A 12,543-nucleotide genomic window follows, 5' to 3' on the forward strand; every position below is an offset into this window, starting at 1 on the left:
GAAAAGAAGAAAATGACGAATTTGCTCGTTGAACTGCAAACCGAAGAACTCCCGCCGAAGGCCCTCGAAAAGCTTTCCGAAGCTTTCGCCGCCGGCGTCGAACAGCATCTTAGGAACCGCGGCTTCCTCGCCGAAGGATCCGTCACCACGGCCTACGGCTCTCCGCGCCGCCTCGCCGTGCACATCTCGAACGTGCTTGAAAAGAGCCCCGACGAAGCCTTCACGCAGAAGCTCGTCCCGGTGCGCGTCGGCCTTGCCGCCGACGGCTCCGCCACGCCGGCTCTCGTCAAGAAGATGAACGCCCTGGGCATCACGTGCGACGTCGCCGAGCTCAAGCGCGTCAACGACGGCAAGAATGAACAGCTCGTCTTTGAAGGCGTCCGTCCGGGCATCGTGCTCGCCGAAGGCCTCCAGACCGCTCTCGATGCCGCCGTCAAGAACCTCCCGATTCCGAAGGTCATGACCTACCAGCTCGCCGACGGCGAGACGACGGTCGCCTTCGTCCGTCCGGTCAAGCATCTCACCGCCCTCTACGGCGAACAGATCGTTCCGGTCAAGCTCTTCGGTCTCAACGCAGGCCGCATCACGCGCGGCCACCGCTTCCACACGACGGAACCGGTCACGCTCTCCTGCGCCGACGCCTATGACGCCGAGCTCAAGGCCGCCAAGGTCATGCCCTGCTACGCCGAGCGCCGCGAACTCCTTCGCAAGCTCCTCACGGAGCGCGCCGCCCAGATCGGCGGCACGGTCATCATGCCGGAAGACCTTCTCAACGAAGTGACCGCCCTGACCGAATGGCCGATCATCTATGAAAGCTCGTTCGAAGAAGAGTTCCTCGCCGTTCCGGAAGAGTGCCTCATCCTCACGATGCAGCTCAACCAGAAGTACTTCGCGCTTCGCGACGCCGAAGGCCGCCTGATGAACCGCTTCCTCCTCGTCTCCCAGCTTGAGGCCAAGGACGGCGGCGCCGCCATCTCTTCGGGCAATGCCCGCGTCGTGCGCGCCCGTCTTGCCGACGCCAAGTTCTTCTACGATCAGGACCGTCAGGAAAAGCTTGAGACCCGCGTTGACGGCCTCAAGCACGTCGTCTACCACAACAAGCTCGGCAGCCAGGCCGAACGCATGCTCCGCGTCAAGACGATGGCCGGCCTCTTCGCCGACCTGATCGGCGCCGACCGCGCCAAGGCCGAACGCGCCGCCATGCTCGCCAAGGCCGACCTCCGCACGCTGATGGTCGGCGAGTTCCCCGAACTCCAGGGCATCATGGGCGAGTACTACGCCAAGTATGACGGCGAAGCAGAGGAAGTGGCGCTTGCCATCCGCGAGCACTACCAGCCGCGCTACGCCGGCGACGCCCTGCCGTCCACCCCGGTGAGCCTCGCCACGGCCCTCGCCGACAAGATGGAGACCCTGATCGGCCTCTTCGGCATCGGCCAGATGCCGACCGGCGAAAAAGACCCGTTCGCGCTTCGCCGCCACGCCCTCGGCGTGTTGCGCATGCTCATCGAAAAGGCCCTGCCTGTCAGCCTCAACACGCTGATCGATGCCGCCTGGGAGGCTGAAAAGGCTGTTCCGGGCGTGACGGACCACCGTGAAGAGCTTCGCCAGTTCTTCCAGGACCGCCTGCGCGTCATGCTCCGCGATGCCGGCTACACCACGCTCGAAGTGGACGCCGTCCTCGCCCTGAATCCGGAAAAGCTCGACGAGCTTCCGAAGCGCCTCGCCGCTGTCCGCGCCTTCATGGCGCTGCCGGAAGCCGAAGCCCTGACCGCCGCCAACAAGCGCATCGGCAACATCCTCAAGAAGATCGAGGGCGAAGTCCCGACGGTCGTCAACGAGGCCCTTCTTGCCGAAGACGCTGAAAAGCAGCTCTTCGCCGCCATCAACGACGTCGAACCCAAGGCCCTTCAGCACTTCGCCGCCGGCGAATACGAGCAGATGCTCGCGACACTTGCCGTTCTTCGCGGCCCGGTCGACAGCTTCTTCGACAACGTCATGGTCAACGCCGAGGATCCGGCCCTGCGCGCCACGCGTCAGGCCCTTCTGAAGCGCCTCTACGACGTCATGAACAAGGTTGCTGAAATCGCCCGCCTCGCCAAGTAAGCGACGTGCGCCGAAACGGCCCTTTCGAGGGCCGTTCAACAGGGATCCAAAACGGTATGATTTCGTTTTGGATCCTTTTTTTATCCGGCTCTGCAGGCCGGACATTCCAACATGAATCTTCTTCGAGGCTGGCTCTTCTACATCGTCCTGAGCTTTTCGATTCTGGTCCTTGCGGTCTGCGTGCTCTGCACGACGCCCTTTGCGAGCGTGAAGTGGCGCTATGAGGCCATCTGCCGTCCGTGGGCGAAGTTCGTGCTCGCACTGCTTCGCGTCATCTGCGGCATCAGGCTCGAGATGAAGGGCATGGAGAACCTTCCGCCCGCCGATACGCAGGCGGTCGTGCTGATGAAGCACCAGTCCGCCTGGGATCCGTTCTGGCTCGGCGCCTATCTTCCCGCGCCCGCCTGCTTCATCTACAAGCGCTCGATCAACTGGATTCCGGTCCTCGGCTGGGTGGTCTGCGCCATGGACATGCTGGCGATCGACCGCAGCAAGGGCCGCTCCGCCTTCGAGGCCTTCATGAAGAAGGGCCCCGTGAAGCTCCGCGAGGGCTTCTGGATCAGTCTCTTCCCCGAAGGCACCCGCGTGCCGCCGGGAGAGCGCGTGCGCTACAAGACGGGCGGCGCCCGCTTCGCATGCCAGAGCGGGACGCCCATCGTGCCCGTCTGCCACAATGCAGGCCACTGCTGGCCCAAGAACTCCATCGCCAAGCAACCCGGCACGATCACCGTGAGCGTCGGCCCCGTCATCGAGACGAAGGGCAGGGATCCGCATGAGGTGACGGCCGAAGTCGAAAAATGGATTGAAGATGAGCTTGAACGAATTGATGCCTGAAGCCGGCAGGGGGCTGTCTCTTCGATTGACGTCGCACCAGAGGGCCGTGACGGCGGAAGACGGCGAGCGCATCGAATATCTGTTCCAGCCCTCCCGACGCCACAGGACCCGCGTCATCCTGAGCTACGATGGCAGGCAGGACAAGCCCGTGGTGACGGTTCCGTACCGCTATGCCGGTCCGCAGATGCTGAGCGATGAATTCGTTCTTCAGCGGTGCGATGAAATCATTCTTCAGAAGAGGGAGTACGTCAGGTGGATGCGGGCGCAGACGCATGCAGTTCTGGACGCTGCGTACTGCATTGCAGGCGGCAGCGGGTACATTCTCTACCGCGGCAGGAAGACGGCCGTTGCGGTCGACGCGACGGCGAAGACTTCGTACGTCGACGTGACGGGAGACGACGCCGTCATTCGTCTGGCGCTGCCGCAGACATGCTCGAGGAAGGAGGTCGACAGGGCGTTGCTAGCCCTTTTCAAGGTGCAGGCCAAAACGGTGCTGGGCGACCTGATGGAGGCCTATCGCGGCAGTGCGCGCCACTGGCCCGCGTCGTGGAGTCTCTCAAGCGCGAGGATGAGATGGGGATGCTGTACGACGAGGAATACGATCAGGCTCTGTTGGAGGCTGATCTTCCTTGATGATGCGGTCGCCTCCTACGTGATCGCGCACGAGCTTGCGCATCTCGAGCATTTCAATCACTCGAAGGCCTTCTGGAAGGAGGTGGAGAGGCTCTGCCCGGACTGGCGGGTACAGCTCGCCAAACTCAACGCGGCGAAGGTGCTGCCCGAACTGGAGGAGGTCGGGCAGTGAGGCTCAGACGGCGTCGGCGTGATGCGGCAGATTGGCCGCCTCGCGTGCCAGTCGCACGAAGGCCGCCACGTCGAGCGTTTCGGCGCGTGCGGCGGGATTGACGCCCGCGCGTTTGATCGCGGCGTCATCCATGAGGGTGGAGAGCGCGTTGCGCAGCGTCTTGCGGCGCTGCTGGAAGGCGAGCGCGACCACTTGGGAGAAGATCTCCATATCGACTTCGGGAAGCGACTCGACGGGGCGCGGCACCATGCGTACGATCGAGGACGTGACCTTGGGCGGCGGCACGAAGGCGCCGGGCGGCACGTCGAAGAGCTTGTGCATGACGTAGCGGTACTGGAGCATCACGCTCAGACGGCCGTAAGTCTTGCTGCCGGGTTCGGCGACCATGCGGTCGACCACTTCACGCTGGAGCATGAAGTGCTGGTCGATGACGCGGTCCGCAGCGCTCATGAGCGCGAAGAGGAGCGGCGAGGAGATGTTGTAGGGCAGGTTGCCGATGATGCGCAGGCGGCGGCCCTCAAGGACGGTCGTCCAGTCGAGTTTCAGGGCGTCGGCCTCGATGAGCGTGAGCTCCTCGGGGGAGAACTGCTCGCGCAGAAACTGGGCGAGGTCGCGGTCGATCTCGACGGCGGCTTCGTGGCCTGCGCAGGCGATGACTTCGCGCGTGAGCGCGGCCTGGCCCGGGCCGATTTCAATGAGAGCGTCGCCCGGCTTCGGGTCGATGCCGCGCACGATGCGCTCGATCCAGTGGCGGTCATGAAGGAAGTTCTGACCGAAGCGTTTGCGGGCCTTGTGCCCTTCAAGCCATTCTTGTTTCACGGTTCTTCGATAAAAAGTGTGCTAATCGGAGGGCGGAGATCATGCTCGTGTCGTCCGCCTTGCCCTGTCCTGCGATGTCGAGCGCAGTGCCGTGGTCGACCGAGGTCCTGATGTAGGGAAGCCCGAGCGTCACGTTGACGCCCTCGGCGAAGCCCACGTGCTTGAGGACGGGAAGTCCCTGATCATGGTACATGCAGAGCACGGCGTCGTAGCGGTCCCAGTGGCCGGGCACGAAGGCCGTGTCGGCGGGCACGGGACCGTCGGCGTGAATGCCGCGGCTGCGCGCTCTTTCCAGAGCGGGCGTGATCGTGTTGATTTCCTCGTGGCCCATGTGGCCGTTTTCACCTGCGTGCGGGTTGAGGCCCGTGACGAGGATGCGGGGCTCGGCCAGACCGTAGTCGCGTGCGAGCGCCGTGTTGAGCGTGTCGAGCACCTCGTCGAGCAGCTCGCCCGTGATGGCCTCGGAAAGCCTGGCGATCGGCAGGTGAGTGGTGGCGAGGGCCACCTTCATCGCGTCCGTGCGGGCGTTCGACGTGAGCATCATGACGACGCGCCTGACGCCGCAGAGATCCTGGAAGAACTCGGTGTGGCCTGTGAAGGGCACACCGGACTCGATGATGATGCTTTTCTGAACGGGCGCCGTGACGACGGCGCTCCATTCGCCTGCGGCGGCGCCTTCATGAGCTGCGCGCAGGATGTCGAGCACGTAGGCCGAGTTGCGGGTGTCAAGCCTGCCGGGTTCGGCAGGCGCCCGAAGCTGCACGTGACGGATGGAGACGTGCGCGGGCAGGGGCCAGGCGATGCCGAGGCGGCGGGCCTCGGCTTCAAGCAGCGTGCGGTCGCCGATCAGGAGGATCGGGTCGGACACGGCGGCTGCGGCCTTGAGCGAGACTTCCGGTCCAATGCCGGCGGGCTCGCCGGTCGTGACGGCAACGGACCGGAGTTCAGTCATGGTTCGCCTCAGTAGTGGCTGTCACGGATTTCAACGTAGGCGCGGTCGCGGAGCTCGCGCTGCCAGTTGTAGACGGCCTCGCCGAGCTTCTTCTCGCGAAGCTGCTGTCGGGCGGCGATGCGCATGCGCTGCGGATTGCCGTTCTTTTCCATGCGGCGCTCGATCACCTGGATGAGGTGGTAGCCGAACTGGGACTTGATCGGTTCGGAGACCTCGTTGGGCTTGAGCGAGTTCATGGCCTTTTCGAATTCGGGCACGGTGTCGCCGGGCTGGAGCCAGCCGAGGTCGCCGCCGCGGGTCGCGCTGTTGTCGACCGAGTGCAGGCGAGCCATCGTGGCGAAGTCGGACTCGCCCGCGTCGATGCGGCGCTTGATGTCGTTGAGGCGGTGGATCACCTCGCCTTCGGGCGTGATGTCGCTCACGAGCATCAGGATGTGGCGGGCGTGGGTCTGTTCGACCGGGCCGCCGGCGAGCTTGAACTGAACGCCGTCACGGGTGTCGGAGACGCGCATGACGTCCCAGGAGTCCTTGCCCTTGATGATGTAGACGCCTTTCCTGGGGGATTCCTTGAGCACGTCGGCCATGACGTTGGGCAGCGACTGCAGGTTGCGCCAGCCGATGTCACCGCCCTGCAGCGCGTCGGAGGCGCGCGAGTAGGTGGCGGCGAGCATGGCGAAGTCCTCGCCTGCGCGGGCGCGCTCGGCGATCTCCTCGGCATGCTTCTTGAGCTTTTCGGTGTTGTCGGGATGGTCGATCGGGATCAGGATGTGCTGGATGTGGAATTCCGTCGTGTTGCCCGTCGTGAAGCCGGCCTGCTCGGCGAGGTAGGCGTCGATTTCACTTTCGGGAATCTGGATCTTGGCGTCGACCTCGCGTTCGCGCAGGCGCTGCGTCGTGATTTCGTCGCGGATCTCCTCGCGGAAGGAGGAGAAGGAGACGCCGTCGGCCATCAGACGCTGACGGAGCTGGTCGACCGACAGGTTGTTCTGACGGGCGATCTGCTCGATGGAGGCGTTGACCATCTGGTCGTCGATGCGGATGCCGGTTTCGCGGGCGCGCTGCTTGATGGCGCGTTCGAAGATCAGGCGTTCAAGCACCTGGGCTCGGAGCTGCTCCATCGGCGGGAGCTGGATGTTCTGGCGGCGCAGGTTGATGGCGACGACGTGCGTGCGCTCCTGAAGCTCGCGGTCCGTGATGACGTCGTTGTTGACGACCGCCACGATGCGGTCGAGTTCGACGTTGCCGGCCTGCGGCTGGACGACGGGAGCCGCCTGCGCAGATTCGGTAACGGCCTGCTCGGCGGCGAAGGCGGTGCTGAGGGCGGCCATGCTCATCGTCAGCACGGCAATGGTCTTGAGCTTATTCATAGTAATCGTACTGTCCAATCTTGTCGGGAACACGGGTGGTGGTCTGATAACCCTTGATGTTCCTCTGGAGTTCAGAAAGCGGGCTTGTGCCAATACTACCCAAGCCGTTGAGCTCGAGTTGTAAGAAGAAGTTGGTCTCGTCGTTGTTGGACGTCGTCGTGTAGCGCTGTGCGGCAAAACGAAGCGTCCAGCAGTCGTGCAGGTACTCGACGCCGCCGATCATCTCGATGGGCTTGTCCTGCAGGAGCGAGTAGTTGTAGCGGAAGAGGCCGAACAGACGGTTCGTGATCGGCCACTGGACCGCCAGGTCGATCTGCTTGATGTAGTCGTTCTGATAGTCCGTGTAGTCGCGCTCGGACGAGTAGTTGTAGCGGTAGTAGAGGCCGACGAGGGACATCGGGCGCGGCTGCCACCTGACGCCTGCCTTGGCCTTCACCCAGCGGCTCATCGCCGAGGAGTACTGGCCGCTCACGTCCGACGTGATCGAGCGCGTCAGACGCGCGCCCACGCTCGCGAGCAGGTCGCTGCGAACGTCGGTGCGAAGCGGGCTTTCGCGCATCTGGGTGTCGCCCGGTGTGTAGAAGTTGACGCGCTGGTCCGAGAAGTAGTTGCGCTGGCCCACGCTGGCCTTGAAGAGCTCGAGGCCGCTCGTCTTGTCGATGTAGCGGGTGGTGAGCACGCTCGTCAGCTGGTTGGCCTCGCTCACGCGGTCGTAGCCGGAGAAGATGTTCTCCGAGAAGAGCGTTGCAAAGTTCAGGTCGGCGATCGTCGTGTCGAAGACGGGCAGGTCATCCTGATTGCGGTACGGCACGTACGCGTAGTAGACGCGCGGCTCGAGCGTCTGGTACGCCTCGCGGTTGAACCAGACGGCGTCGCGGTCGAAGACGAGGCCGGCGTCAAGGCTGAACATCGGCGTCGTGCGGTGCGGATCCTTGTTGGTGAAGCGGCCCCCGTCGCGGTCCAGGTTCTCGAGCTGGTACCAGGTGCCGAGGAAGGTGCCTTTGGGCACGACGAACCAGCCCGCGCCGCGCATCGGATAGGAGACCGTCTGCTCGAAGACGAAGCGGTCGCCCGTCGTGAACGTCGGATGCTCGAACCTCGTCGCCTCGATGGTCGTGCCGACCTCGAAGCCGTAGAAGTCGCCGTTGTAGCCGTTGAAGGTGATCTGGGGCACGCGTTCGTACGGCTTGTAGTAGTCGATGTGGTCGAAGGTGAGCGCCTGGTTCTTCTTGACGTTGATCGACGTGTTCCAGTACGTCTCGTCGTAGCGAAGGGCGTATTCCTGCGGCAGGACGGTTTCGGAGGACTCTCGGACGTTGCTCGAGAAGTCGCTGATGAAGTCATCGTCGGAGACGCGGTTGTAGTCGACGAAGGCGCTCAGCTTGTCGCGGCGCCAGCTCATGTCGACGTGCAGGCTCGAACGGCTGTCGTCCATCTCCTTGTCGTCGGGCATCAGCGCGTAGTCGACTGTCGTCTCGAAGTTGTTGTAGAGGAACCTGGCCTCGGTGTCGAGCATGACGCCGCGCTTGGTCATCAGACGGGGCGTCAGCGTAAGGTCGTAGTTGGGCGCGATGTTGAAGTAGTACGGGACCGCGAGGTCGAGGCCGCGGGTCGAGCTCATGCCGAAGGTCGGCACGAGGAAGCCGGAGCGGCGCTCACGGCTCACGGGGAAGGAGAACCACGGGGAGCCGAAGACGGGCACGCCCATGAAGTGCAGCGAGGCGTTCGTGCCCGTTGCCGTCTGGTCGTACTCGTCGATCTCGAGCTCGTTCATCTTGATGAACCAGGCTTCGTCGTCGCGCTTGCAGGTCGTGACCTTGGCGTCGTCAAAGACGGTCGATTCACCCGAGATGAAGCGGATGTTCTTTGCGCAGCCGCGGATGTTGCGCGGCGCATATTCGTATTCGGCGTCCGACATGTCGCCCGTGCGCGGCGAGATCTTGAAGCGCATGGACGGACCCGAGAAGGAGGCGCCCTGGCGCGAGATGCGCGCGTTGCCAACGGCCTCGACTTCGTCGGTTTCCTGCGTGTAGGTGATTCGGTCGCCCTTGAGGACGGTGCCGGCGCGGCGGATCTCCGCGTTGCCGTAAAGGTGGAGCTGGTCTTCGGGGTTGCCTTCGATGCGGTCGGCGGACACGAAGCTCGCGGCGTCCGAGTCGGGCGTTGCGCGGGACGGATCGAGCGTCGTCACGGATTCGAGGGACACCACGCTGCCTGTCTGAGCGGCCGGCGCAATGGAGGTGTAGGCCATGGCGGCCAGCGCGATGCTTACGCTGATCGCGGTCTGTCGGGGACGCGGGAATGACATGAAAAAACGGTGAGAGTGACAGCCTGTGGGCAGGCCTATAAAATGACGTCAAGACAATTGAAGGATTATAAAGCCCCGTCATTCCCGAGGGGCGCCGCGCAGTCCATAAAATCCCTGCGGGCTTCAGATCCTTCGGCACTAGAGGACGACGAAAACATGACGAACAGCGCGGCCGCCTCCGCCTTTTGGCAGTGGCTCCAGAGCATTTCCCCGAAATATCAGCTCGATCTGACGACGGTAAGCCGTGCAGGCGCGGACGCTGGCTTCAGGTCCTATCACCGCATTGCCGCCGCCGACGGCCGCAGCTTCATCGCCATGAATGCCGAGGGCGAGACGCCCGAGAGCTTCGCTTCCTTCATCAAGGTCGACGGCCTGCTGAGGAACGAGGCGGGCCTCAACGCCCCCGAAATCTTCGAAGCCGACACGGACCATCGCTTCATGCTGCTCTCCGACCTCGGCAGGGAGACCTATCTTGACGTCCTCAACGAGGACAACGCCCGCGAACTCATGGACCGTGCCACCACGGCGCTCGTCGCGTGGCAGAAGATCTCCCGCCCGAACGTGCTTCCCGCCTACAGCCGCGAGGTCCTGCAGCGCGAGCTCGAGCTCTTCCCGACCTGGTACGTGGGCCGCCACCGCGGCGTCGAGTGGACCGAGGAGCAGCAGAAGTGGTGGAGGATGACCACCGAGGCCATTCTCGACACCAACTGCCGCGAGGCCCTCGTCTTCGTGCACCGCGACTTCATGCCGCGCAACCTGATGGTCTCCGATCCGATGCCCGGCATCCTCGACTTCCAGGACGCGCTCTACGGTCCGCTCAGCTACGACATCGCCTCGCTCCTGCGCGATGCCTTCATCTCCTGGGACGAGAGCTTCGTGCTCGACACCACGATCCGCTATTGGGAGAAGGCCCGCAAGGCGGGCATCCCCGTGCCCGCCGACTTCGGCAACTTCTACCGCGACGTCGAGTTCATGGGCGTGCAGCGCCATCTGAAGGTGCTCGGCATCTTCGCCCGCCTCAACTACCGCGACGGCAAGCCCAAGTACCTTGAGGACACGCCGCGCTTCATCCAGTACGTGCGCAAGACGGCCCGCCGCTACATCCAACTCTCGCCGCTCACGCACCTCATCGACGACCTCGAGGGCTCCGAAACGTCCTTCGGCTACACCTTCTGACGGTCATGCGCGCTCTGATCCTCGCGGCGGGGGAAGGCCGCCGCATGCAGCCCGTCACGCTCACGACGCCCAAGCCCCTCGTCGAGGTGGCGGGGACGCCCATGGCCGTTCGCCAGATTCTTGCACTCAGGAAGGCGGGCGTCGAGGAGATCGTCCTCAACGTCGCGCATCTCGGCGACAGGATCGTGGAGACGCTTGGAGACGGCTCCGCCTGGGGCGTGCGCCTGCGCTATTCAGTCGAGGGCCGCACGGCGGGCGAAGCCCTCGAGACGCTCGGCGGAATCGCGAAGGCGCTTCCGATGCTCGATGACGGCGACGGCGCATTCATCGTCGTCGCGGGTGACATCGTGACCGACTTCGACTACTCGCGCCTTGTGCGTGCGGGCCGCGCTCTCGCGGGCTCGGACGCAGTTGCGCACCTCGTGCTTGCGCCCAATCCCTCCTACCATGCCGACGGCGACATGACGCTGGATGAGCTGGGACTCGTCCGAAGGGAGCCGAGGACGCACACGTTCTCGAGCCTCGGCGTCTACGGGACGTCGCTCTTCGAGGGCGTCGAGCCTGTTCGTGCAAAGCTCTTCCCGTGGCTCTGGCAGTTCTGCGAGGCGGGACGCGTCACGGGCGAGGTGTACGAGGGCATGTGGTTCAACGTGGGCGACGTGCGCGAGCTCGCGCTTGCCGAGGCGCGAATTCGAAACCAAATGGAAAAGTGAGGGCACGGCAGGGCCTGTGCGCCGGTCGTGTCGGTAAAATGTGGCGGTCGGGCGCTCCCCGTGTGCAGAGCGCCCCCCGAATAACGTGAGAAGAGAGTGAAGCTCGGTCCCTACGCCGTCGATGTTCCCGTCATGCTGGCCCCCATGGCCGGCATGAGCGATCTGCCTTACCGCGAGATCTGCCGCGCCCATGGTGCGGGATATGCGGTGGGCGAAATGACGACCTGCCAGCCGCAGTTCAGGACGAGCCGCAAGAGCGCCACGCGCTGGGCCTGTGACGCCGAGTTGGGACTGCGCGTCGTGCAGCTTCTCGGAGCTGATCCCGCCATGATGGCCGACGCCGCCCGCTATGCCGAGGATTCGGGCGCGCAGGTGGTCGATATCAACATGGGCTGTCCCGCCAAGAAGGTGCTTCAGACGGCGTGCGGCAGCGCGCTCATGAAGGACGAGGCGTTGGTGGCGCGGATTCTCGAGGCCGTGTGTGCGGCCGTCTCCGTGCCCGTGACGCTCAAGATCCGCACGGGCTGGGACAGGGAGCACAGGAACGCGCTCGCCATTGCGGGCATCGCCGAGCAGACGGGCGTCGCCATGCTGACGATCCACGGCAGGACGCGCGAGGACGGCTTCAGGGGCGAGGCCGAGTACGAGACGATCAGGACCGTGAAGGCCGCCGTCTCCATTCCCGTCATCGCCAACGGCGACATAGACTCGGGCGAGAAGGCAAGGCGCGTGATGGCGCTTACGGGCGCCGACGGCGTGATGATCGGCAGGGCCTCCTACGGCAATCCGTGGATCTTCTCGGAGGTCGGCGCCGCCCTCGGCCATCTTCCCGAAAGGAAGGCGCCGGGGCTTGAGGAACGACATGCGGTCATTTGCGACCACATGCTCCGTCATTTTGACTATTATGGCGGTGCTAGAGGTGCCGTGACCTTCAGGAAGCACCTGAGCCATTATTTGAAGGGGCTGCCGGGCTCCGAGGCGTTGTTGGGCGAGTTGTTCGCCACGTCCGATGCGGACGTCCTCGGTGCGGCCGTCAGCCGTTATTTTGAGAGGTTGCAGGATGACGAGCAGGGACTTGGATGACAAGGCGATTGTCCGCCGTAAGCCTGAAGCGCCGCAGATCAGGCTGATCAGGCAGGCGAAGCAGAGAGTCAAGCTGGGACTTGACTTCGAGGGCGTTACGCTGGAAAGCCTGGCGAAGGACATGCCCGAGCTCAAGGCGGGCCGCATTGAAGAGGCCGTGATCGTCCAGCTCAACCAGTACTTCCAGCAGCTCGGCGGTTCGCAGCCGCATCCTCTCTACAGTCTGGTCATGGAGACGGCGGAGCGTCCGTTGCTCATCTACGTGATGAAGCTCTGCCGCAACAACCAGATTGAAGCCGCAAAGATTCTTGGCATTAACCGAAATACTCTGCGCTCGAAGCTTCGCAGTCACAAGCTTCTGCCCGGAGAAAGTTCATAAGGAA

11 protein-coding genes are annotated in these 12,543 nt (G+C 63.9%); 7 read left to right on the forward strand and 4 right to left on the reverse strand.

What is annotated here, in order from left to right:
* Window positions 1-12 precede the first annotated feature (12 nt).
* From glyS to HMPREF3036_RS02920, 3 genes are all read left to right on the forward strand, one after another.
* On the forward strand, window positions 13-2,103 hold the full coding sequence (gene glyS, locus HMPREF3036_RS02910; RefSeq protein WP_005433833.1) for a glycine--tRNA ligase subunit beta: 2,091 nt from the start codon (window positions 13-15) through the stop codon (window positions 2,101-2,103).
* Window positions 2,104-2,214: 111 nt separating this feature from the next.
* Window positions 2,215-2,937: a lysophospholipid acyltransferase family protein gene (locus HMPREF3036_RS02915; protein ID WP_005433831.1), complete on the forward strand. Its 723-nt coding sequence runs from the start codon at window positions 2,215-2,217 to the stop codon at window positions 2,935-2,937.
* Entirely contained in the window at window positions 2,912-3,742 is an 831-nt protein-coding gene (locus tag HMPREF3036_RS02920; protein WP_156469728.1) for a M48 family metallopeptidase, read from the forward strand. The genes HMPREF3036_RS02915 and HMPREF3036_RS02920 overlap by 26 nt, the downstream gene beginning before the upstream one ends.
* A gap of 3 nt (window positions 3,743-3,745) precedes the next feature.
* Here the strand turns inward: HMPREF3036_RS02920 and rsmA are convergent, their stop codons facing one another.
* The 4 genes from rsmA to HMPREF3036_RS02940 are packed head-to-tail and all read right to left on the reverse strand — an operon-like array spanning window position 3,746 to window position 9,188.
* Entirely contained in the window at window positions 3,746-4,561 is an 816-nt protein-coding gene (gene rsmA / locus HMPREF3036_RS02925) for a 16S rRNA (adenine(1518)-N(6)/adenine(1519)-N(6))-dimethyltransferase RsmA (RefSeq protein ID WP_005433828.1), read from the reverse strand.
* Entirely contained in the window at window positions 4,542-5,513 is a 972-nt protein-coding gene (gene pdxA, locus HMPREF3036_RS02930; RefSeq protein ID WP_005433826.1) for a 4-hydroxythreonine-4-phosphate dehydrogenase PdxA, read from the reverse strand. Before pdxA ends, rsmA begins: the two co-directional genes overlap by 20 nt.
* Window positions 5,514-5,521: 8 nt before the next feature.
* Window positions 5,522-6,880 carry a peptidylprolyl isomerase gene (locus HMPREF3036_RS02935; protein ID WP_005433824.1) on the reverse strand — a complete coding sequence of 453 codons (1,359 nt, stop codon included), beginning with the start codon at window positions 6,878-6,880 and terminating at the stop codon, window positions 5,522-5,524.
* Complete coding sequence (locus tag HMPREF3036_RS02940; protein WP_005433822.1) at window positions 6,873-9,188, reverse strand: LPS-assembly protein LptD; 2,316 nt, start codon at window positions 9,186-9,188, stop codon at window positions 6,873-6,875. Before HMPREF3036_RS02940 ends, HMPREF3036_RS02935 begins: the two co-directional genes overlap by 8 nt.
* Window positions 9,189-9,344: 156 nt before the next feature.
* On the opposite strand from HMPREF3036_RS02940, the gene HMPREF3036_RS02945 reads away from it, so the two are divergent.
* The 4 genes from HMPREF3036_RS02945 (at window position 9,345) to HMPREF3036_RS02960 (ending at window position 12,539) form a co-directional block, all read left to right on the forward strand.
* On the forward strand, window positions 9,345-10,364 hold the full coding sequence (locus tag HMPREF3036_RS02945) for an aminoglycoside phosphotransferase family protein (RefSeq protein ID WP_062331425.1): 1,020 nt from the start codon (window positions 9,345-9,347) through the stop codon (window positions 10,362-10,364).
* 5 nt (window positions 10,365-10,369) lie between these two features.
* Window positions 10,370-11,077: a nucleotidyltransferase family protein gene (locus tag HMPREF3036_RS02950; RefSeq protein WP_005433819.1), complete on the forward strand. Its 708-nt coding sequence runs from the start codon at window positions 10,370-10,372 to the stop codon at window positions 11,075-11,077.
* 96 nt (window positions 11,078-11,173) lie between these two features.
* Entirely contained in the window at window positions 11,174-12,160 is a 987-nt protein-coding gene (dusB, locus tag HMPREF3036_RS02955; RefSeq protein ID WP_062331428.1) for a tRNA dihydrouridine synthase DusB, read from the forward strand.
* Window positions 12,153-12,539 (forward strand): helix-turn-helix domain-containing protein, encoded by a 387-nt coding sequence (locus HMPREF3036_RS02960; RefSeq protein ID WP_231853557.1) that lies wholly within the window; start codon window positions 12,153-12,155, stop codon window positions 12,537-12,539. Before dusB ends, HMPREF3036_RS02960 begins: the two co-directional genes overlap by 8 nt.
* The last annotated feature ends 4 nt before the right edge of the window (window positions 12,540-12,543 follow it).

Source organism: Sutterella sp. KLE1602 (genome assembly GCF_001578585.1).
In the GTDB taxonomy this organism is placed as follows: Bacteria; Pseudomonadota; Gammaproteobacteria; order Burkholderiales; family Burkholderiaceae_F; genus Sutterella; species Sutterella wadsworthensis_A.

Bases quoted from the DNA above. Each gene is read 5' to 3' on its own strand.
- glyS (WP_005433833.1), top strand. From the start codon at position 13: ATGACGAATTTGCTCGTTGAACTGCAAACCGAAGAACTCCCGCCGAAG.
- HMPREF3036_RS02915 (WP_005433831.1), top strand. From the start codon at position 2,215: ATGAATCTTCTTCGAGGCTGGCTCTTCTACATCGTCCTGAGCTTTTCG.
- HMPREF3036_RS02920 (WP_156469728.1), top strand. From the start codon at position 2,912: ATGAGCTTGAACGAATTGATGCCTGAAGCCGGCAGGGGGCTGTCTCTT.
- pdxA (WP_005433826.1), bottom strand. From the start codon at position 5,513: ATGACTGAACTCCGGTCCGTTGCCGTCACGACCGGCGAGCCCGCCGGC.
- HMPREF3036_RS02935 (WP_005433824.1), bottom strand. From the start codon at position 6,880: ATGAATAAGCTCAAGACCATTGCCGTGCTGACGATGAGCATGGCCGCC.
- HMPREF3036_RS02940 (WP_005433822.1), bottom strand. From the start codon at position 9,188: ATGTCATTCCCGCGTCCCCGACAGACCGCGATCAGCGTAAGCATCGCG.
- HMPREF3036_RS02945 (WP_062331425.1), top strand. From the start codon at position 9,345: ATGACGAACAGCGCGGCCGCCTCCGCCTTTTGGCAGTGGCTCCAGAGC.
- HMPREF3036_RS02950 (WP_005433819.1), top strand. From the start codon at position 10,370: ATGCGCGCTCTGATCCTCGCGGCGGGGGAAGGCCGCCGCATGCAGCCC.